Source organism: Lysinibacillus sp. BSL11, from assembly GCF_052928325.1.
In genome coordinates this window covers 56,692-77,248 of the sequence record NZ_JAVGCX010000016.1, presented here as the reverse complement: position 1 = coordinate 77,248, position 20,557 = coordinate 56,692, and the positions used below count along the sequence as shown (strand labels likewise).

At 37.0% G+C, this 20,557-nt stretch carries 22 protein-coding genes; 5 read left to right on the top strand and 17 right to left on the bottom strand.

Annotation, left to right across the window (positions count from 1 at the left end):
• Positions 1-17 precede the first annotated feature (17 nt).
• The 7 genes from RCJ95_RS18635 to RCJ95_RS18605 form a co-directional block, all read right to left on the bottom strand.
• Complete coding sequence (locus RCJ95_RS18635) at positions 18-920, bottom strand: SGNH/GDSL hydrolase family protein (RefSeq protein ID WP_446722620.1); 903 nt, start codon at positions 918-920, stop codon at positions 18-20.
• A 30-nt stretch (positions 921-950) separates the two neighbouring features.
• A complete protein-coding gene (locus RCJ95_RS18630; protein ID WP_446722619.1) occupies positions 951-2,180 on the bottom strand; it encodes an aminopeptidase in 1,230 nt (409 codons plus the stop codon).
• Position 2,181: 1 nt separating this feature from the next.
• Positions 2,182-3,330, bottom strand: a complete 1,149-nt coding sequence (locus RCJ95_RS18625; RefSeq protein WP_004225614.1) for a DEAD/DEAH box helicase — start codon at positions 3,328-3,330, stop codon at positions 2,182-2,184.
• Positions 3,331-3,546: 216 nt separating this feature from the next.
• Positions 3,547-4,248: an aspartate/glutamate racemase family protein gene (locus tag RCJ95_RS18620; RefSeq protein WP_004225616.1), complete on the bottom strand. Its 702-nt coding sequence runs from the start codon at positions 4,246-4,248 to the stop codon at positions 3,547-3,549.
• On the bottom strand, positions 4,245-5,477 hold the full coding sequence (locus tag RCJ95_RS18615) for a carboxylate--amine ligase (RefSeq protein WP_004225618.1): 1,233 nt from the start codon (positions 5,475-5,477) through the stop codon (positions 4,245-4,247). The genes RCJ95_RS18620 and RCJ95_RS18615 overlap by 4 nt, the downstream gene beginning before the upstream one ends.
• A gap of 55 nt (positions 5,478-5,532) precedes the next feature.
• Positions 5,533-6,570, bottom strand: coding sequence for a C39 family peptidase (locus tag RCJ95_RS18610; RefSeq protein ID WP_255601704.1), 1,038 nt, complete (start codon positions 6,568-6,570; stop codon positions 5,533-5,535).
• Positions 6,571-6,742: 172 nt separating this feature from the next.
• Complete coding sequence (locus RCJ95_RS18605; RefSeq protein WP_337976723.1) at positions 6,743-8,239, bottom strand: class I adenylate-forming enzyme family protein; 1,497 nt, start codon at positions 8,237-8,239, stop codon at positions 6,743-6,745.
• Between the two features lie 244 nt (positions 8,240-8,483).
• Between RCJ95_RS18605 and RCJ95_RS18600 the strand changes: the two genes are divergently transcribed.
• Positions 8,484-9,077, top strand: a complete 594-nt coding sequence (locus RCJ95_RS18600) for a metallophosphoesterase family protein (RefSeq protein WP_446722618.1) — start codon at positions 8,484-8,486, stop codon at positions 9,075-9,077.
• A 40-nt stretch (positions 9,078-9,117) separates the two neighbouring features.
• Here RCJ95_RS18600 and RCJ95_RS18595 read toward each other — a convergent pair whose 3' ends face one another.
• From RCJ95_RS18595 to RCJ95_RS18570, 6 genes are all read right to left on the bottom strand, one after another.
• Positions 9,118-10,869, bottom strand: a complete 1,752-nt coding sequence (locus RCJ95_RS18595; RefSeq protein WP_446722617.1) for a methyl-accepting chemotaxis protein — start codon at positions 10,867-10,869, stop codon at positions 9,118-9,120.
• A gap of 281 nt (positions 10,870-11,150) precedes the next feature.
• Positions 11,151-11,735, bottom strand: coding sequence for a DUF305 domain-containing protein (locus RCJ95_RS18590; protein ID WP_004225628.1), 585 nt, complete (start codon positions 11,733-11,735; stop codon positions 11,151-11,153).
• A gap of 102 nt (positions 11,736-11,837) precedes the next feature.
• Entirely contained in the window at positions 11,838-12,011 is a 174-nt protein-coding gene (locus RCJ95_RS18585) for a cysteine-rich CWC family protein (RefSeq protein WP_255601707.1), read from the bottom strand.
• A 92-nt stretch (positions 12,012-12,103) separates the two neighbouring features.
• Positions 12,104-12,301: a gamma-type small acid-soluble spore protein gene (locus RCJ95_RS18580; RefSeq protein ID WP_446722616.1), complete on the bottom strand. Its 198-nt coding sequence runs from the start codon at positions 12,299-12,301 to the stop codon at positions 12,104-12,106.
• A gap of 14 nt (positions 12,302-12,315) precedes the next feature.
• Entirely contained in the window at positions 12,316-12,525 is a 210-nt protein-coding gene (locus tag RCJ95_RS18575; RefSeq protein ID WP_221682809.1) for a hypothetical protein, read from the bottom strand.
• 44 nt (positions 12,526-12,569) lie between these two features.
• Complete coding sequence (locus tag RCJ95_RS18570) at positions 12,570-12,803, bottom strand: hypothetical protein (protein WP_446722615.1); 234 nt, start codon at positions 12,801-12,803, stop codon at positions 12,570-12,572.
• Between the two features lie 135 nt (positions 12,804-12,938).
• Here RCJ95_RS18570 and RCJ95_RS18565 point away from each other — a divergent pair, with 135 nt between their 5' ends.
• Positions 12,939-13,433, top strand: coding sequence for a L,D-transpeptidase family protein (locus RCJ95_RS18565; protein ID WP_274770277.1), 495 nt, complete (start codon positions 12,939-12,941; stop codon positions 13,431-13,433).
• A gap of 39 nt (positions 13,434-13,472) precedes the next feature.
• Here RCJ95_RS18565 and RCJ95_RS18560 read toward each other — a convergent pair whose 3' ends face one another.
• A complete protein-coding gene (locus tag RCJ95_RS18560) occupies positions 13,473-14,240 on the bottom strand; it encodes a DUF2935 domain-containing protein (RefSeq protein ID WP_257520612.1) in 768 nt (255 codons plus the stop codon).
• Positions 14,241-14,418: 178 nt separating this feature from the next.
• Between RCJ95_RS18560 and RCJ95_RS18555 the strand changes: the two genes are divergently transcribed.
• Complete coding sequence (locus RCJ95_RS18555; protein WP_257520613.1) at positions 14,419-16,092, top strand: ribonuclease J; 1,674 nt, start codon at positions 14,419-14,421, stop codon at positions 16,090-16,092.
• Between the two features lie 44 nt (positions 16,093-16,136).
• Here RCJ95_RS18555 and RCJ95_RS18550 read toward each other — a convergent pair whose 3' ends face one another.
• The gene (locus RCJ95_RS18550; protein WP_446722614.1) at positions 16,137-16,790 is read right to left on the bottom strand and encodes a hypothetical protein; all 654 of its coding nucleotides are present in this window, start codon (positions 16,788-16,790) and stop codon (positions 16,137-16,139) included.
• Positions 16,791-17,001: 211 nt separating this feature from the next.
• On the opposite strand from RCJ95_RS18550, the gene RCJ95_RS18545 reads away from it, so the two are divergent.
• Positions 17,002-17,391, top strand: a complete 390-nt coding sequence (locus RCJ95_RS18545; protein WP_004225641.1) for a helix-turn-helix domain-containing protein — start codon at positions 17,002-17,004, stop codon at positions 17,389-17,391.
• 41 nt (positions 17,392-17,432) lie between these two features.
• On the opposite strand, the gene RCJ95_RS18540 is transcribed toward RCJ95_RS18545, so the two are convergent.
• The gene (locus RCJ95_RS18540) at positions 17,433-18,308 is read right to left on the bottom strand and encodes a radical SAM/SPASM domain-containing protein (RefSeq protein ID WP_221682804.1); all 876 of its coding nucleotides are present in this window, start codon (positions 18,306-18,308) and stop codon (positions 17,433-17,435) included.
• A 196-nt stretch (positions 18,309-18,504) separates the two neighbouring features.
• On the opposite strand from RCJ95_RS18540, the gene RCJ95_RS18535 reads away from it, so the two are divergent.
• The gene (locus RCJ95_RS18535; RefSeq protein ID WP_257520614.1) at positions 18,505-18,918 is read left to right on the top strand and encodes a hypothetical protein; all 414 of its coding nucleotides are present in this window, start codon (positions 18,505-18,507) and stop codon (positions 18,916-18,918) included.
• Positions 18,919-19,119: 201 nt separating this feature from the next.
• Here the strand turns inward: RCJ95_RS18535 and RCJ95_RS18530 are convergent, their stop codons facing one another.
• Positions 19,120-20,523: a SpoVR family protein gene (locus RCJ95_RS18530; protein ID WP_369578308.1), complete on the bottom strand. Its 1,404-nt coding sequence runs from the start codon at positions 20,521-20,523 to the stop codon at positions 19,120-19,122.
• Positions 20,524-20,557 lie beyond the last annotated feature (34 nt).

The following is a 20,557-nucleotide window of genomic DNA, read 5'->3' as shown; positions in this document are numbered from 1 at the left end:
CCTTAGATATCGATTATTTAGATGTATTTGATAAATGCCTTATATCCTGGGAATCCCTGAATTACGTAAGTCATACGAGGAGATTGATGTTGTGCCACATTTTGCTTCCGAGGCTTCGCTGATGATTGTTGCTTTAGGATTTCCTCAAATGATTTGGGATTTGGCTCTGGCAATTCTGCTGAAGAGATGTTTAAAGCATCTCTCCCACTATAAATCTGTAAAAATGAGTTAGCCATTTGTCGATAGCCTTCAATATTTGGATGAACATCGGCACTATTTGGTAAGTAGTTGGTTGCATTCAATCCAAAGGCATCATAGACATTTATATAAGCTGCGCCAGCTTGCTCTGCTTGTTGTTGTAAAATCGTATTTAATCTAACTAACTGGGTGTTTGTTCCTTCTTTTTGCGTCGGATGAACTGTTGGATACGCAAAATAATACCCTATGACATAGATTTTTGCTTTAGGCGCACGTTCTTCTAATTCATCCAAAATCGATATCATATTTTTTCTAGTCAAATTTAAAGCGTAATCTGCCTGAAGCTGTGAAAAAGCTAAGGTCCCTGCATGTGGGTTTACCTGGACAAGACGTAATAAATCATTAGCCCCTGCCGAAATTGTAATAAGTGTCGCATTTGCTAATAAATTTTGCGCTTCCTCAGATCGTATTCGTTCTAATACATCTGCAGTAGTAAAGCCAGGAAAAGCAAGTTCTTTTGTATAAAATGATAATTGACCAATGGAACTTAATTTCATGGCAATCAAATCACTATACCCTACATCAATTTCTTTGTAGGGTGTTTGACCTGCTGCTAAGGAATCGCCAATAGCCACATAGGTTTCTTTTTGAGCAAAAGCAGATGAAACCCAAATTGTCATGAATAATACTGTCATACCTAGCAAGCTACATAATCGTTTCATCTGCTTCCCTCTTTTCTTATTGACTAAAAATTAAAAAGCCCAGCTACCCTTGCGGAAAATTGGCTCAACCGTACCATCTGGTAAAATACCATCGATGTCCATTTCACCACTGCCAATCATGAAGTCTTCGTGTGTCACAGAAATATTGGCACCCAATGCTTCAAGTTGACCGTTTTCTAGGTCTCTACCACCCTCTAAGCAAGTCGGATATGCCTCACCAATAGCTAAATGGTTTGAAGCATTTTCATCAAACAGCGTATTGAAATATAAAATCTCCGAAGCTGAAATTGGTGACTCGTGTGGGACAAGTGCTACTTCACCTAAGTAGCTCGAGCCTTCATCCACTTGAATAAGCTCTTGCAATAAATCATGTCCTACTTCAGCCTCTGCCTGAATAATTTTGCCCTCTTCAAATGTTAATTTAAAGCCATCGATGATATTGCCCTGATAGACTAATGGCTTCGTATTACTAACATAACCGTTTACACCTTGTTTCATTGGCAGTGTATAAACTTCTTCTGTTGGCATATTGGCCACAAAGACATTATCTTCTGGTGTTTTACTACCACCAGTTAGCCATTTATGTTGTGGTGCTAAAGCGATTGTTAAATCTGTACCAGGTGCTGTATAGTGAAGCTTTGCATACTTTTTATTATTTAAAAGCTGTGCACGAGATTCTAAATTAGCTACATGCTGACGCCAATTATCAACTGCATTGCCTTCTCCAATATGAACCGTTTTAAAGATAGCTTCCCATAATGCAGGTACTTGCTGCTCCTCTGTTAATTGAGGGAAAACCTTTGCTGCCCATTTAGCTGCAGGAACTGCTACAATGGACCAAGCAATTAAATCCTTCATGACTGCATTGCGATAGTTTTTCAATGCTGCCCCTGATACTTTTTGATGTGTTGCTAGTCTGTCTGCTGGAATTCCTGTTAGCTTATCAGGATCTGCTGCATCAATCCATAAAAGAGCTCCTTTACGTTCAATCAGTTCATCACGCATTTTCACAACCCATTCAGGGAAGCGATTAAATTCCTCATCGGAAGCATGCTCAAAATAAGCACGATCCAATTCATCATCGGAAAAATTTACATGAACACGGCCTGCTCCAGCCTTATAAGCCTCTTTTACAACTAAACGGGCAAAATCTAAAGCATCCACAGATGTATTGACTAATAAGTACTGACCTGGTTGGATGTTCACACCAACTTTTACTGCAAGCTCTGCATATGCCTGTAATTTCTCTTCAAATGTCATACTATTTCCCTCGCTTCTGTCCAATTGTTTTAGAATTACCCTCAATCAGCTCGCCATCATGCCATATTTTTTGCACAGGCTTGCCTGGAATTTCCCTTGTCCATTTTTTATAGGTTTTTTCATCACGATAAGATAATAAGGTTAATACTTCACCATCTGCTCCAGCACGCCCAGTACGACCAGAACGATGCAAATACTGTTCAATTGTTCGTGGGACATCAACATGAATAACATGTGTTAAACCAGCAATATCTAAACCACGAGCTGCAATATCTGTTGCAATTAAAATACGTGCGTCTCCTTTACGGAATGCATCTAACGCTTTTTTCCGTTCTTCTTTCTTCATATCAGAGTGGAGCGTGACAATCGGTGCTGAACGGTATTGTAGTTTTGTTTCCTTCATTAATAATTGATCGATATTATTAACAAAAGCCAACGCTCTTAAACCCTCTGTATGGGAAAGTCGGCGGAGGAAATCCGTTTTATCACGTTCTTCTACCTTCACAAAAGAATGGACAACTTTACCAACCTTTAACATGTCCTCAGGCTTAATTTTAAAACGCAGTGGCTCAAACATCATACGACTCGCCACTAATTCAATTTCCTCTGTAATCGTAGCCGACACAACAACAACTTGTCGGCCATAGGCAGAACCTTCGATAAAGGATTTGATAACAACACGGTATTCACGACTTAGTAATTGATCACATTCATCTAAAATAACTGTTTCGACTTCTTTGAGTTTTAATTTTCCTGCTCGTGCTAATTCGTTTAAACGACCAGGTGTGCCAACAACAATCGTTGGCTTTTTCTTCAACTTTTCAATTTGACGAGCAGAATTGGCACCACCAATCAGCTGTTGAACAGTAATGTCTGTTCCAGCCGTCCACTCACGTATAACTTCTACGATTTGCATAGCAAGCTCTTGCGAGGGAGCTACGATCAGTCCTTGCGTTTGCTTTTTTGCCCCATTCACTTTATTTAATAATGGTAAGACATATGCTAACGTTTTACCTGATCCTGTAGGTGATTCCGCGACAATATCTTTGCCTTCAAGCATAGCTGGTATCATTTCATCTTGAATTTTCATGGGTGTTTCAAAGTTCCATTTTGCTTGTAGTTCTTCTTTTAATAAATTAATGACTGACATGTTATTTCCCACCTTCTATCTACTTGACACTAGTTTAACACACTCCGTAGGTTCCTACTTTATATGTACGTAAGCAATTATCTAATCGTTTCAAGAAAACATTGCTTCCTTTCATAAAAAATCTGCTTCACTCAACACGGAAAAGTAAGCCTGTCCACAACTCTTTCAAGAATTGTAGCTTACCCGTGAAAAGCAAGCAGATTCTTTTCAATTCAACTAATCGATTAATTCATAACCACAAGCTAAAATGGCACATTCCGCTAAAACGATTAATGAATCAATATAAATGTCACTTAGCTTCAAATCTCTATTAACAATAGAAAGCTCTGTACAACCTAATACAATTCGATCACAATTTAATGCTAGCATCGCCTCTTCTATCGGTTGCCAGTCTTCTAGCGTAACATCCTTCCCAGCCTTGACATAATCATAAATGATTGACATCACATAGGATCTCATTTCATTATCTGGAACAACTGGTGTAATACCAAACTGCTCAAGTGCTTCCTGATACATCCGTGATGTTAACGTGCCTGTTGTTGCTAAAATACCTACTCGCTTTGCTCCTAAATCAGCAGCACGCTTCGCTGTTTCGCGAATCATATGCAAGACAGGTATAGGAGAACCCTCTTCAATTTCTTGATAAAACGTATGCGCCGTATTACAAGGGATCGCAATTATGTGTGCTCCTACCGAAGCTAGTTTTTTTGCATCCTCAATAATGACTGGTACCGGATTCTCCTTTGTATTATCTAAAATATAAGCCGTACGGTCAGGAATATTTGTATCATTATCAATAATGGTATGTAAATGGTCCTGATCTTTTTGTGCCTTTGTACGCCTTACAATCATTTCTCCTATAAACATTGTTGCAAGTGGACCAACGCCACCAATAATACCTAAAGTTTGTTTTTTCATGTGTTAGACAGACCTTTGTTATTAAAATATTTCTTATAGCTGCGATAGAAGCTTAAATTATCAAGCGTGACATTCAACCAACGTTTTGCATTCATATCCTTATAGTTAAAAATAGAATCTGTAGCCATCCCTTGTCGAATTAAACTTTTCGCCTCCATTACTAGTTGTTCATTTTGAACATATTTGAACAGCACACCATTCGGTACGATTGTCCAAAGATGCTTGTTCTTCAAATATGTTAGTTGTTGTTTACTTCCTCGAACATAATCGTCCGCTACATACTGCATTAAATTAAAGCCACTGGCCGTCACATAATAATTGGAAAGTTCATTATGTAATTCAATACTCAACAATTTATATTGACCGTCACGATCATCATATTTCATATCAAATGTGGCAAAGCCATGGAATTGTATCGCTTCGAGAAAGGACTTAACATTATCCATTAATTCCTGATGATAGGTTGTCATAATCGCTACATAACGTCCTATCCCTTTTGGAGAATGCTCTTCTAAAATAGGGTTTCCTACGGCAAGAAGTTTTGCCTTCCCATCTTGTCCTATATATGCATTAACAACCCGCATGTTAGCATCTTCTCCAGGAATATATTGTTGAATCATCAAATCATCACGATATGCTGATTCCTTATAGATAGCACGTAATATACTGTCCTTTTCATCCTTATCATATGCAATATATACTTTTTTCTTACCAGGAAAAATGCATGTAGCATATTTTGTCATATTCATCGGCTTAATGACAATTGGATAATCAAATGGCATGTCGTAGTCTTCATAATCATTCACCGTGCATACATGTGTGGCAGGGTATTGAAAACCAAATTGTGCGCATAGTTCATACATACTTTCACGAGTTAAAAGTTGATGCGCAAGTGGGGCGTCTACATAAGGAACTAGAAAATTCTCTGCTAACTCCTCTTTATGTTCAACGATTTTTTTGACATAAAATTCATCACAGGCTAATAACAGTAATTTTTTGTCTTGGAACTCCTCCGCAATAGCTTTTAAAGCGGTCACAAACCTTTCTTCGATATGAAGTCGCGGTATCTCACGAAAAGTCCATAAATCACTTTGTTGAATTTTTTCCATATTCGTATGGTTTAGTGCAAGTGGCTTCACACCATAGGCTTCGTAAAATGCTCTGGCCATGCCATAAGCATTCATTTCATCTCCAAGTAAAACAGGTAAAAAAACGTGCTCAATGGCCATTCTACTCAACTCACTTTTACTTTTTTATTAGTGTAACATACTAATGATTTATAGCTTATTTATGAACAGCTACAGCTTGTTTGCCTAATTCCTGATAACTTTTGAAAAATTGATCGACATTGTAAGTCACATACCCTTTTAAAGGATCCATTACGACTACCTTATCACCTAAATGTCCCGTTAAGACGACTGCATGTAAGTTCATAAAAGCATCATGTGGAGTCGTTTCCCCTGTATAAATCCAGCCTCTTTCTGCTTTTCGTTTAGGCTTCGATAGATCTAGTGTTACCCATGTCACGACAGGAATACCTTCACGCACAAGCTGTAAAATATCATCCTGTGAGGCGTTACTCATATTTTTGACATGTAGGTCAGCTTGTTTATCTGTAATAACTGCCTCAGCCGCTTTGACAATTGGAGCAGCAAAAACATACATGCCTCGAGCTTTATCACGAGGGTTACCTGCAAAAGCTTCATTGGGATTTGGTCCAAAACGTTGATTGCCTACAGTTCGTATTTCTTGCTTTGGTAAATACTTGTCAGTCATTTCGAGTTTTGACACATTCATTCCAAAATAATTTAATACGGCTGTAAGTGAAGTAATTTCACAGCCATGTGGCAGCTCAGGATTTTGCATGACAACAGGGACATCTAACTCCTGATCGTCTCTTAAAAAGTGTGTTTGCAATCGATAATAGGGCTTAGTTGTATCGTAAGTGAAATTCTCGATTGTTGTATACCCATTATTTGTCGTACTATTTTCAAGTGTCGTTGCCGCAATTGCATATTCTCTCCCTGCCTTTAGCTTCGAAAAGATAGCTTCTCCCTCTTCTGAACCAATCGCTTCTTCCACTACATCACCTGTTTGTACATCTGTAACCGTAAGGAAGAGATTTGGAATAGGTGCCCCGCTATTAAATTCTACTGTTAAAACCGTTAATTGATTTTTTTGTTCAGCATCTTGCTGAGAAAATGGCTGACAGCCTGAAAGTAACATAATAATCAAAATGCCAATAAGTAAAAGGCGTTTATACCCCGTCCACAAGACAAATTCCGCTCCTATTCTAAGGCGAAGAGCAGCCCCCTTCGCCATACTCATTATTCCATTTGTCGTAGACTCTATTATACGATACTTTCATAGCCGTTCCTATTTTATCTTGATTTAATAACTATATTTTGTACTAATAGCGAGTTTCACAAGACTCTTTTGCGAGTAAACTCCAAAAATCTGGATAGCAATTATGCCAAAGGTTAATTGAACTGTCTTAAATCGTTGTTACTTTCGGTCGTAACGTATGTTTTAGTACCTTCCCAGAGGCATTACGTGGTAATTCTATTAAAAATTCAATTTCATAAGGTACTTTATATTTGGCAAGTCGTGTTTGACAATAGGATAGTATCGAATTTTCATCAAGAGACTTCCCCTCCTTTAACACCACAAATGCTTTTGGTACTTCTCCATATACTTCATGTGGCAATCCAACCACTGCTGCTTCTAAAATTTCTGGCATTTGATATAGAACTTCTTCTATTTCGATTGGGTAAATATTTTCTCCACCGCGAATAATCATATCTTTTTTTCGATCTACAATATATAAATAGCCTTCCTTATCAAAGCGTCCTAAATCGCCTGAGTACAGCCAGCCATCCCTAATCGCTCTTGCTGTTTCCTCTGGATTGCGCAAATAGCCCTTCATTACTTGTGGACCTCTTACGCAAATTTCGCCCACCTCTCCAGCTGGAACGGTCTTTCCTTCACTATCAACTACACAAACCTCTGTCTGTGCTAATGGTTTTCCCACTGAGCCAATTTTCGTCAATGCATCTGTATCTAATAGAGAGGTAGCTGCAGGTGAATTTTCAGTTTGACCATAAAGATTTTGAACCTTTACATTTGGAAATGCTTCTTTCACTTGCTTTACAAGCTCATAAGGCATTGGGGCAGCCCCGTAACATAATAAACGTAAATGCTTAAAGCTATGTTCCTTGAAGCCTGGAGTATTTAATATGATCGTATACATAGATGGAACACCAAAGAAAATTGTCGTTTTAGTAGCTACAATTTGAGCTAACGTTTTAGTTGGTGAAAATGCTTCTTCAATGACCACCGTTCCTCCTTGATAAAACATAGGCATAGCAAATACATGAAGACCTGCACAATGGAACAAAGGCGTACAAATAAACATTTTGTCCTTGCTCGACATATTCATAGAAGACGACCAAATATCTGCTGTAGCCACGATATTCTGATGCGTTAGCATGACGCCTTTGGGTTTACCTGTTGTTCCTGACGTATACATGACCACTGCCGTATCGTCAGCCTCTAATTGCATAATTTTTCTAGCATGATTATCATGCTCAATTATGTTTTTCATTTCTTGAAATCCGATGGTATGTTGGAATGAATAGGAAACGTCCTCTAATACCTCTGTTAATCTTTCATCAAAAATTAAGCCCCTTGCTTGTGAATGATTAAAAATAAAATCGACCTCAGGAGCAGCTAATTTAGTGTTAATAGGCATCACAATAAATCCAGCTAATTGGACACCTAAATAAGCGATTAAAAATAAATCTGAATTGAGCGTATATAGGGCAATCACATCATCTTTTTCAAAATCTTGTTCCTGCAAGTAAGCCGCAAATCTTTCTACACGTTGATAAAAATCATGATAACTTAATGCCTTTCCATCATACAATGTTGCAATTGCATTTGGTTGCTGCCCTGCATAGTCTTCAAGAATATCTGTCATAAACTTCGTCATTATAAGCCCTCCATACATTCATTTTATTATTACTGAATAAACAAGAATGGGAAACTATTAAACTTCTTAAAATTCAGAAAATTATGATTATATTTTATCAAGCAATGTATTTCTTGGCAATTTTTCCACACATTCAAAATATGTAGCTGAAGTAACAAAATATTCTTAGACATTTTACTTTTCTAGCAATTTCTATTGGGTGTATGATACTTGTACGATTATTATTAGGAAAGGCCGGGTTTAAATGCTTTATGCACTTTTAGGAGATTTACATTCTAATATAGAAGACACTAAAGCTGTTCTAGCTCACATTCATCAAACAGCAGAGGAAGCAAAAATCATTGGATTAGGGGATTTATATGAATGCACTGTAAGTAAGAAAAAGGCACAAAACATATCTGGCTTACCTTTGCAAAAGGCGGCCATAGTAGAAAGTGAGTTTGAAAGACTACTAACCTTCCCCTCTATTCGAGGCAATCAAGAAGAACGTATTACTCAGGTCACTGGCATTGAACGTTTTAGAGCTTTACCTGAGACAATAGAGATTGATGGAGCCACGCTTATGCACGGACATCAATTTAAGTGGAATGTAAGCTGGCAACCGACTTTCCCACCCTTTCAAAAACCATTATTTTTCTTTGGGCATAGTCACGAATCAGGCCTTTATCATCAACAAAAAAAGCTGCCGATTCGTATTCGGTACGGGCAACCAATTGCGTTACAAGACAAACAATATGGTGTGAATGTAGGCTCTGTTATCAATCACCGTGAATGGTGTCTTTATGATAGCCAAAAACGTACAGTGACATTTATGTGTGTTCCACCTATTAATCTATAAAAGAGCAAGCTAGTATGTAGACTAGCTTGCTTTCCATTTTTTAATGAATATATTGCTTTTTCTCGCTCAATAAAATTTCCTTTAACTCTTTTAATTTTTCAATTACAACATACGATTCATCCGTAATTTCTTTCAGGTATTTTTCAGCGCCCGTTTTATTGCCTACATTGTATTCACGCACTGCTTTTTTTGCTATATCATGGACGTGGATAAATGGTTGTTCTAACTCTGTATAGACACGCTCATCACCCAACAATTTCTTTCCTGTGCCGTAATACCATTCGCCAAGGCGTGATTCTTTTGGAGACCCTACATCCTGCTCCGTCATCGTTTCAAAGCCTAGTAGCAAATTGTAGATTTTCCATCTCCACAATAGATGGTCGGTAATAGCTAATTCAATAATATCCTCTTGGCTAATAATAAAGTTTTTAGAAATTGTTGTGGATCGGTATCCATCAATCATTTTACTTAACTTATAAATGGCAGAGCCCATATCAAACACGATTACCTTACTTTTTTGCATGCTCTCTGTAATTGTATGGTTACGTTCAGAAATAGTAGTAGCAGATTGTGCCTGAACCTTTGCCGTTGTAGCTATTTCCTCAAAGCGCGCCCCCTGCTGCTGTAAGTTTTTATTTAGCTCAGCTAGCGTCTGTGATATATATAAGGTATCTGTAACACCTTGATGTAAATCTTGGGAAAATTGAGTCGTCAATGAACTAATATTATGGGTAATATGAAGTAGCTCCTGTATATCTGTATGTATAGATTTGACAGATGTACTTGTATCATCAGCAAGTTTCCGAACTTCCTCTGCAACAACCGCAAAACCTTTTCCTGCTTCTCCCGCACGAGCGGCCTCTATTGATGCATTTAAAGCCAACAAATTTGTTTGATCTGCAATTTTTTTAATTAATTCCATTAATTTCGCTACACTATTTACACGTTCAACTAAACGCCTAATGTCTTCCTGCATTGATTTATGGCCTTCATCGGTCGTCTGTAAAATAGATGATACTTGTTGTAATGATTCCAAATCCTGATTTAATTTTTTAAAGGCATGCTTTGTTTGCTCTGAAATATCACCAACTGATGTGGCAATTTCTTCAATACTTTCGTCTAACTCATGCATTAATTGATCTGCTGCAACAATCTCCTGTTGCTGAATCTCCTGAAATTCAATCAGTTCCTTAATGGTATCTAACTGTGTATTATAAGTAATTATTTCACCTAATCCATTTACTACAGATCCTGCTTGAATTTCAATATAGGTCTCTAAAATTATTTGTTGATCAATTGTTACTAAGCTATCGTAAGACAATAAAACATCCAGCATTTTTTCTTCATCACGAGATAGTTCTTTGACAATAAGTGGAATGATTAATTGATTAATCAGTGTATAGGCAGAAATCATCCAATTCGGTAGTACACCAATTCTTGCATGAACATATGCAATTTTACGACGCTTAAAGACATAATCTAAATCTAATTCATCATCAAATAAGCTAATGAAATGGGTATCAAACAATCCTTTTAAGCGCTCTACTGTGGAATGTGTATTGATGACCTGATTAAACTCTGGGATTTCCAGTAGACGAGCATAAAAATTATCGAGTATATGCTGTCGATTATTCTCGTAAATTTTACGTAAAAACCCAACAGATTCTCTTCTAATTCTAGATAAAGCAAGGAAATCCAATTTTTCTTTAAAGCGTTCATTTGTTTCGATGTCTGAATTTTTCGTAGCCGAAAAATAATCATAACTTTGATTAATCTTCTTCCTTTTGAACATAGCTCCCACTCCTAGTTGTATTCAAGTAAAATAAAATTACCAATATTTTAAAGACAATTATAGATTTCTCTTCATTACCTTCAACTAATAAAACATATATATTTTACCAACAATAGAGTGGCAAAAATAGATTCTCATTTAATTCTTTACACTTTATTATTTTTCCGTCCACTTTATTGACAATTTCTTATTTTCTTAGTTAAACACTGTCTTTATGCAGAAAAAGCGCTAAAATCCTGATTGATTTAGCGCCTTCTTCCCATATAAACTTCTCGTTAGTGCTAGCACTCGCAATCGCAATTTTGTAAGCTATCCAGTAGCTTTTCCATGGCTTCTAGTTGCTCACACAGCGTTTGAATCATGCAACGTAGGATTGGAATTAACTCTTGACAAATGCAGAATCTAAGCACATTTTGTGCCAGTCGTATACCACCCTGATGATGGACGATCATTTCCCGAAGATAATTGATATTAATGCTATTAGAGACTGGTGGAGCACACATTGCATTGAACATAGCTTCTGTAATTTCTTTGTAAGCACACATATACTCGTATAATTCATACTCTGAGTTTTGTACGACACAACAACGATTTTGTATCGCTTCAAGACTCTCAACCATTTCTGTATGTGTGCGAATGATTTCTAAGGCGAGATTTTGCACAGGTATATTCGTTGTATAACGTAAAACATTTTCAGACATTTGGATTGCTGCAACTTGATGAGGGATGATTTGCTTAATAAAATTTTCTGAGATACTACAAGTAATGGTAACATAGGTCATACCCTGCATCATTTTTTTGAGGATTCGCTGATATTCCTCTAAATATGCCTTTGTCACATTACTGAGTTCAATTGGTTTAGCCATTAGACACACTCCTTTCAGAGTAATGTATGCCTGCTAGGTTGTTGTGCGATAGACAATTGTACCAATTGCTCAATTTTTACCAACCTTTATCATCGCAAAAAACTATACTTGTTCTTTCTTATATGTATCTATGCATGTTGAACAAATGCATAGATTTGGCTCTCTTTGCACTGTAGTTAACAGGGTTTCTGGAATGCTAACTGTCATACACCAGCACTCTTTTTTGCCTTTTGCCACGCCACAATGGTTTTCGCCTCCGCATAATGGACATCTCATTTCTCCAGTTGACATGATTTACAACTCCTTTATTTTTCACCATTGTAAAATAAAAAGGGAAGAGCGCTCAATACCTTGCTCCTCCAAAACGTTTATTGTTGATGTTTGTGTATCTCTTGTTTGACTTCATCAATGTCTGTGTCGCTATAAATAGACGTACCATGTCCACCACTTTTAGCTAACAACGCCTTTACTTCATTATAGGATAATCCTGCCTGTGCATTTTTTTGCTTCACTTCATTAATATTTGTTCCTGCAGCTGTAAATTGGACGTCTTTTTCATGATTCATTGATTTTTTACCTCCTATAATTCATCTGGCTGCATTTCAATTAATTCGTCGCCTTCTCTTTTGACTCGCTTATTGAGTTCCTCTATTGGAATGGCATCTACAGTTTGCATATCCTCATGCAAATCGAAAAGACTAATCGTATCTGATTCAACCATGTCAGGCTTGTCCTTACTATTTAAATTCATGAACATTTTCTTTTCATGTGGTATTTTTTCCATATCCATTCTGTCACACTCCTTTTCCTATAATGTGTGTAATGCTGAACAGATTATGTGTCATTCTCATTCGCACTTTTATCAATTCGATGATACTCAGCTATTTGAATAACTCGTACATGTTTTGTGTGCAATTCATGGTATATCCCCCTACTATCCGTAAAGGAGATATATTGATCACGTTCATTTTTCACTAATTTTTCTGCCTCTTGTTGTGATTCAATAAAAATGAACCTTCGAACATAATGTACCTCATCAAAGAAATACGTAATTTTAAATTCCTTCATCTTTATGCCCCTTAATCCTGCAATGTCACCGCTTATTCTGTCCAGAAACTGAAAAACCTTGCATTCCTAAAATTACATAAAACATTCTGAAGCATATAGTAGAGCAATAAACCTTTGCAATGGAGGGACTAAAAATTGATTCATACAGTCAAAGCTGGTGAAACCCTTGTTCAAATTTCTCAAGATTACCGTATACCTTTGTCATCTATTCTCGCTGCTAATCTAGGAATTCAGCCTGACCATCTTTTCAATGGTCAACAAATTATCATCCCCGGCTTGCCCGACCCCGAAGCAATTCCTTACCATATCGAGATATCCACCAATAATCGCTGGCTCCGTTTATATAAAAACAATATCCTTCAAAAACAATACCCAATTGCAGTTGGACGCATGCTTCACGAAACACCAGTAGGTAGTTTTATTATCATCAATAAAGCGCCAAACCCTGGCGGTCCTTTTGGTACGATGTGGATGAGTCTTTCTAAAGAACACTACGGAATTCATGGCACAAATGATCCTAGCTCTATTGGGCATGCTGTTTCACATGGGTGTATCCGCATGCAAAATCGAGATGTTGAAGAGCTAGCCAGTATTGTACCAATAGGTACAGAGGTAGTAATTCATCCCTAACCAAAAAGGCTATCTAGTCAGCTTAGATAGCCTTTTGTTTTAATTATCTTGTTCTCTAGCCTGTGCAAGCTTTGTTAAATAGTATTGCTCTTCACGCCACATATGATCCGCCATCGGAGCTGTAAATGTACCTAGCACCTCTGCACTTAGCTCCATTTCTTCTAATTCTCTTAAGAATGTTTTAAATAATGTCATTTCAAGCTCAACATCTTTATTAAAGCGTTTTAAAGCAGGAAAGGAATCCATATTCGTACGTAAATAGCCTGTTAATTCTACGGCCTTTAAGTAAAATTGTTCAAAGTGTTGAGCAAACTCATGACTCTTTTGCTTCAAACGCTTCTCAACACCATCTAAATCATCATTAATAATGCCTGCGTGTCCAGAGGCATCTAAAAGCCAAACTAAATGATGATGAAGCTCATGAAAAATCGGTGGTGCTTCTCCTTTTTTCAAGTAATTCAGCACATTTTGGTATTCTTCTAATTCATTGACCATATGGTTGACAAACGTAGGCGTTAAATGAATTCCAATATCCCCCAATAGTTGATGTCTGAGTAGATACAGCTTGAACTGCTTAAATTGCTCAACCTTGTCGTCCACGGACACTGAAAAAGATACAGCATTTGAATCATCGAGCGAAGGTACATATGCAAGTAGCTCCGAGAATTGATAAATATACGTATAGGCTCTTTGAATATCATCCTTTTCTGAGGGATAGAGGGCGTCATGAATAAATTGAGCGTGATTTTGCATGATTTCTAGCCAAAATCTATGCTCAAAAATAGCATGTTGCACAAAACTAGACAAAGCTTTACCTCCTTTTAATTTGATTTTAGAGAAATATTCTTGTTATCTCTCCATTCTATTCTTTACATTTTACAATTAGTCGTATTGCAAATTTCGTATAGGATGAAATGCTAAAAGCTATACTACTTATGGCAAAAGCATTTAGATGGCTTTATTTAAGACTATAGGAGGGAATACGTTGTCAACAAGTAAACAGCTATTATCCATATTCGCCCTTGGTGGGATAAATGAAATTGGTAAAAATATGTATGTAGTACAATATGCAGATGACATAATTATTATTGATTGCGGAGCAAAATTTCCTGATGAAACCCTGCTCGGAATTGATTTAATCATTCCAGATATTACGTATTTACTTGATAATAAGGAGAAAATTAAGGCATTAATTGTCACGCATGGACATGAAGATCATATTGGTGGTATTCCTTACTTACTAAAAAAATTAAATGTCCCTGTGTATGCTACCCGATTCACACTCGGACTTATTGAATTAAAGCTTAAGGAACATAAACTTTTACGAGGAACCGATTTAATTGAAATTCATGCAGACTCAGCTCTACATTTAGGACAATTCGATGTTAGTTTCTTTAGAACCAATCATAGTATACCCGATTGTTTAGGAATTGTTTTAGCCACTCCCGAAGGAAACGTTGTCCATACTGGAGACTTTAAATTTGACCTAACGCCTGTTAACAACCAATTTGCTGATATTCATAAAATGGCTGAAATCGGTTCAAATGGCGTGCTAGTTCTTATCTCGGAAAGTACAAATGCGGAAAGACCAGGTTTGACACCTTCAGAGCAACTTGTAGGGCATCATATTGAGGAAGCCTTTTTACATGCTGAACGAAAAGTAATTATCTCTACCTTTGCTTCAAATGTTAATCGTATTCAACAAATCGTACATGCAGCAATTGCCACCAATAGGAAGTTAGCTTTAGTAGGGCGTAGCATGGTCAATGTCGTTGATGTCGCAATTGAACGAGGTTATTTATTTGTACCAGAAGATCTGTTAATTGATGCACGAGAGGTCAAATACCTCCCTCCAGAAGAGGTGGTGGTCCTCTGCACAGGTAGCCAAGGCGAGCCTCTAGCTGCACTTGCAAGAATAGCAAATGGTAATCATCGTGAAATTAAAGTTTTACCAGACGATACAGTCATTCTTGCCGCTTCACCAATCCCCGGTAATGAAAAGGGTGTTTCTCGTATTGTGGACAATTTGTTTCAGCTTGGTGCTAAAGTTATTTATGGTTCTTCCAGTCATACAGGTATGCATGTATCAGGACATGGTCATCAAGAGGACTTGAAACTTATGCTGACGTTTATGAAGCCTAAATTTTTCATACCTATTCATGGTGAGTATCGTATGTTACATCAACATCGTTTATTAGCAGAATCTATTGGCGTTCAAAAGGGACATACATTTATTATGAAAAATGGGGATGTTGTTGATATTGAAAATTCAAAGGCAAGGCAAACACGGAAAATTCCTGCTGGGGATACCTATGTAGATGGGATTGGCATTGGTGAGGTCGAAGGAATTGTCCTGCGTGATCGCAAGCAACTTTCAGAAGATGGAATGCTTGTTATTGTATTGACACTCAATAAAGCTGATGGTGCTTTTATTTCGGAACCCGATACCATTTCACGTGGTTTTGTTTATGCTAAAGATTTCGAGGCACTGTTAACTAAAGTCAATGTGCTTACCAAAGAAATCGTCAATGAGCTTCAAGAAGAGAGCAGACAGCAAATACATGTTCTTCGCCGAGAAATTAAAAGAGCTGTTGGACAATATTTATTTACCCAAACAAAACGTAAGCCCATGATTTTACCAATTATTATTGAAATTTAACAAGTCGGTGCAAGGATTGCCCAATCCATTTGCACCGACTTATGTTAATTGCTCAACCTTTGAAAGGAATCATTTAGGAAATCTCCATTATAAACCTTATGTAACATATCAGCATATAGATATTGGAGCTGATCAAAGCTATGATGTAAGTTTTTTGCATGCTGATTTACTTGTTTTGACACATTATCGAAATACTGTGGAAGTTTTTCTACCGCTGTGACTAAAGAATCTTTATTCATTAATAAATGCTGAATAGCGTTTAATAGTTGAGCTGCTCTATGCTGTATATCAAGAGGAGGTAATTCAATTATTAAACGAAAGATATGACGTTTCTCTTTATTTATTTGATACCATTTAAAAAAGTGAAATAAATAGTCACTAACAACAATGGATTCATTTGGAATAATGGCAATGATATCATGACCGATGCACACAGCTTTTTTACATTGATAAATAATGGTTTCCTTTAAATTTAATTTATTGAGTAGAATGCTTTTTGCAGGCACTAGTGACAAATTTAATGAATCAACCGTGTGATCAACCTTTGGCACTTGACTAGCATCATCATCTACCAATAATTTCAATAGTGTTGCTTTGGTGATAAAAGGCGTACCTTCCCTTTTAAACCATTGATCGTTCGCAATTAAATGACCAATTTGGACTTTTGCTATTTCTTCTAAAAAAAACTGCTTCACCATGTATGAACCCTCCAATCCTCTGTCCCAATTAATACCCTGAATACAATCTTCATTAACGCATACCTAGTTATTTATTTAGATCATTTGTCTGGATAAAAGTATTACTCTAAAGATTGTACCATTTTAATGTAACTTTTTCTCTATTATACCACTATAATAGTATAGTCATTTTCATTGTTTTTCACTAGCTTTTAACATAGAGGTGAATCATATGTCAGATTTTTTAAAGCTAGTAGGTGAACAACTTCGGATTATTCGATTATCTAAAGGACTTAGCCAAGAAGAAGTGGCTGAAAGAACAGGGAAGTTAGGTTTCAGTAAAGGAAGAGTTTCCAATATTGAGCATGGACAATCTAATATTACCTTAAGTACTTTGGAAACAATCATGAAGGCATTAGACATTACCCCTGAGGAGCTATTTAATTTTCAAAAATTATCTGGCGTTACTGATATTGAGGAGAAAAACCTCATGCTAGACATTCATCGCTCATTATTAAGAGAACGAAATTTAGACGAGGTAAAATATGTAGTTCGTATAACGAAGGATTTTTTAGATACGATTGATTCTCAATCAAAGAAAAACAGCTCTAACGGTCAATGACCATTGGAGCTGCTTTTTTATTTCAAAGTAACTTTTAGTAGCTACATACCAAATTTTTGACGATAGCCGCATTTTCTACATAATTCTTCCACAGCTTCTCTTCTTGAGAAGCCTTCAACAATCTTGTTGGCACGCTCCCCTTCTACAATGTCGGAGAAGGATTTTTCATGTACATTTCCTAAATTAATGACACCTTCCCCATCCAAACAGCAAGGTACAACGGTACCATCCACCAATATAGCCGCTTGACTACGCAGTGCATGACAAAAACCCTTGCCTTCATCCTCTGGCTCTAGAAGACTTGGCCATCTAAACTCATGATCCTGATTTAAATACACATGAGGGGCAATTTTTACCCCTTTCCCAGGTTCTACTTTTTCTTCTATACGATAATCAAGATGATACTCATTTTCTAATATTTCTAAAGTCTCGCGGTTGCGACGAGCTGCAACATCCGAAACATGATCCTGTTGTAGATTCCATAAACGATAGGAAATAATCGTATTGAATTCCCTAGAATCTCGCACAAAATCCAAAATATCCCCTAAATATTTTTCACGATTTTCGGAGCCTTCATGCCCATCAAAGCTATGCAACGAGAAATTAATTTGACGTAACGCTGGCTTTCCTAATATTTTCTCGCGATTTTTTTTGATTAGCGTACCATTCGTTGTAATATTGACTTTGAATCCTTTTGCATGGGCAGCATCTAATAGCTGATCAATTCTTGGATGTAGTAATGGCTCTCCTTTCACATGCAAATAAATATATTTTGTATGTGGACGAATTTCATCTAATATTTTATTAAATTGTTCGACTTTTATAAGCCCCTTTGCACGCGCTGTAGGTGGACAAAAACTGCATGCTAAATTACAAACACTCGTAATTTCTATATAAACCTTTTTAAATGTTCTCAATGTTGCTTCTCCGTTCCCATTCACTAAATAATCAAATCTCATTCATTTTAACAAATTTATTGGATAGATAGCAAAAATCGTTGAGCTTCCCTCTGGACTCTCCTACCTTTTCTCTAGGTAACATGGCTACACGTACAGGTGGGTTCAAGAAGCGCTAATATCTTAATAGTAATAGGAAAGGAAGGGAGGAGAAACGATGTCTGGTTTTAATTCTAAAAAATTTTATGGACCTGACGAACCTGAGCAGGAATCCTCTAACAAGCAAGGGAAAAATCATATAACAATAAATTTTACATTCAATATAGGAAATACTGATTTTCACTTTGAGCAACGTGCAGAAGGCGGAGGCCAAATCAATCATGATGTAGGCACAAATGCCAACCAAGGTGGACAAAATGCTAGTAACGGTAGTCATACACGCAACGTCAATTCGCAATTTGCTGACGGTAATGGAAGAAGTGGTATTGCTGGTAATGATAATGACGAGGCTGGTGGGCAACAAGGCATTAAAGTACGGGATAGTCTTGTCATTGAAAGTGATATTCATTCATCCTCTAACCATAGTGAAAGTAATGAAGAAACTGATGTATTAACTGAAGAAGATGAGTAGATTGGTTTCAAAAAGATCATGTCAGTAGCAAAAAAAGGCCATTTGACACGAAGAGGCTCTGTGCTCTGCCACTGGAAAGCAAGTAGCCTGCAACCGATTGTTGAACTTTCACAAAAATACTATTGATGGTTTTGTTTTTCAACACGATGAAAAAACTTCTATCTGCTTGATGGTACCTTCAACAGATAGAAGTTTTTTTTATTATACATTGCGTTTATAGTTTTTTGTGCCGTCATATGAATAAAGCATCGGCTTTTTATCCACATAGGTTTCTAAATGAACAGGACGTCCCCACAGCTGGTAAATATAAGGCAATACATTTTCTAAATAGTGTGGATCTAACTCCATCCCTTCATAGCCATGAACTAAATATAGCTCGCCATTCCTCAAATAATCACCATTTTTTACTACAATGTATGGAAAGCCACCGTTTACACGCATGGATACAAGTTGATCGCGAACCATCTCGTGATCCTTATCCGTTATACGATATTCATTCCCTTTCTTTTGGAATAAGTACAAATCTTCACGCTTCGCTAAATCCTTTGTTAAATAGTTTCGAATAAAGGAAATATCTGATTCTACTTCTCTTACCTCAAAAATCTTTTCACGTCCCGTATTTGGCAAAACACCTAACCGTTTCATTTCCTCAGTAGGGTTATTATAGCGATTTTCAATATCCTCGAAAATTTTAATCCCAAGATAATATGGATTAATCGATGTTTTGGAGGGCTGCACAACCCCCGCATTTAATTTGGCATATTCGATAGTTTCAGCAGTAGTTAACTTTAGCTCCCGCATGATTCGTTGATGCCAGAAAGAGGCCCACCCCTCATTCATTATTTTAGTTTCTAATTGAGGCCAAAAATAAAGCATTTCCTCTCGCATCATTGTTAATATATCTCGTTGCCAGTCTTCCAATTCACGGCTATGCTCCTCTAAGAATAACAACAGGTCCTTTTCTGGCTGAGGAGGAAATTGCTTTAATCTGCGTCGGATTGGTTTATAAACTTTTTCTTTTTCCTCTATACTCCATAAATCATCATACGGTGATTTTGTTGGTGGTTTTTCCTCCTCAAGCTCATCCTCCTCACTCCAGGATAGCTTCGGTCTTAAAATGGATGGATCAATATGTTCTTGAATAGCTAAAACAGCATCTAAAAACTTCTCCACCTCATCTTTGCCATATTCTCTCTCATAGCCAGCTATTCGCTCAGCAGTTGCGGTCATACTTTCTACCATATCTCTTCTTGTATTAGAAAAACGTATATTATTTTTGAAGAAATCGCAGTGTGCTAGAACATGGGCAATAATCAATTTATTTTGGGTTAAAGTATTAGTATCGAGTAAAAATGCATAGCAAGGATTTGAATTAATGACAAGCTCATAAATCTGACTAAGTCCTAAATCATATTGAAGCTTCATTTTATGAAATTGTTTTCCAAAGCTCCAATGGGAAAAGCGCGTGGGCATACCGTAGGCGCCAAATGTATAAATAATATCCGCTGGACAAATTTCATAACGCATTGGATAAAAATCTAAGCCAAAGCTTGAGGCAATTTCGGTAATTTCATCTATTGCTCGATGAAGCTCTTTTGTGTTCATTTTACGCCCCCTCCTTTGAACGTGGTGCTGAGGA

Bases quoted from the DNA above. Each gene is read 5' to 3' on its own strand.
- RCJ95_RS18630 (WP_446722619.1), bottom strand. From the start codon at position 2,180: ATGACATTTGAAGAGAAATTACAGGCATATGCAGAGCTTGCAGTAAAA.
- RCJ95_RS18605 (WP_337976723.1), bottom strand. From the start codon at position 8,239: ATGACGAAGTTTATGACAGATATTCTTGAAGACTATGCAGGGCAGCAA.
- RCJ95_RS18530 (WP_369578308.1), bottom strand. From the start codon at position 20,523: ATGAACACAAAAGAGCTTCATCGAGCAATAGATGAAATTACCGAAATT.
- RCJ95_RS18575 (WP_221682809.1), bottom strand. From the start codon at position 12,525: ATGGATATGGAAAAAATACCACATGAAAAGAAAATGTTCATGAATTTA.
- RCJ95_RS18600 (WP_446722618.1), top strand. From the start codon at position 8,484: ATGCTTTATGCACTTTTAGGAGATTTACATTCTAATATAGAAGACACT.
- RCJ95_RS18615 (WP_004225618.1), bottom strand. From the start codon at position 5,477: ATGGCCATTGAGCACGTTTTTTTACCTGTTTTACTTGGAGATGAAATG.
- RCJ95_RS18590 (WP_004225628.1), bottom strand. From the start codon at position 11,735: ATGGCTAAACCAATTGAACTCAGTAATGTGACAAAGGCATATTTAGAG.
- RCJ95_RS18625 (WP_004225614.1), bottom strand. From the start codon at position 3,330: ATGTCAGTCATTAATTTATTAAAAGAAGAACTACAAGCAAAATGGAAC.
- RCJ95_RS18535 (WP_257520614.1), top strand. From the start codon at position 18,505: ATGTCTGGTTTTAATTCTAAAAAATTTTATGGACCTGACGAACCTGAG.
- RCJ95_RS18595 (WP_446722617.1), bottom strand. From the start codon at position 10,869: ATGTTCAAAAGGAAGAAGATTAATCAAAGTTATGATTATTTTTCGGCT.
- RCJ95_RS18585 (WP_255601707.1), bottom strand. From the start codon at position 12,011: ATGAGATGTCCATTATGCGGAGGCGAAAACCATTGTGGCGTGGCAAAA.
- RCJ95_RS18610 (WP_255601704.1), bottom strand. From the start codon at position 6,570: ATGGCGAAGGGGGCTGCTCTTCGCCTTAGAATAGGAGCGGAATTTGTC.
- RCJ95_RS18570 (WP_446722615.1), bottom strand. From the start codon at position 12,803: ATGAAGGAATTTAAAATTACGTATTTCTTTGATGAGGTACATTATGTT.
- RCJ95_RS18545 (WP_004225641.1), top strand. From the start codon at position 17,002: ATGTCAGATTTTTTAAAGCTAGTAGGTGAACAACTTCGGATTATTCGA.
- RCJ95_RS18580 (WP_446722616.1), bottom strand. From the start codon at position 12,301: ATGAATCATGAAAAAGACGTCCAATTTACAGCTGCAGGAACAAATATT.
- RCJ95_RS18550 (WP_446722614.1), bottom strand. From the start codon at position 16,790: ATGGTGAAGCAGTTTTTTTTAGAAGAAATAGCAAAAGTCCAAATTGGT.
- RCJ95_RS18620 (WP_004225616.1), bottom strand. From the start codon at position 4,248: ATGAAAAAACAAACTTTAGGTATTATTGGTGGCGTTGGTCCACTTGCA.
- RCJ95_RS18635 (WP_446722620.1), bottom strand. From the start codon at position 920: ATGAAACGATTATGTAGCTTGCTAGGTATGACAGTATTATTCATGACA.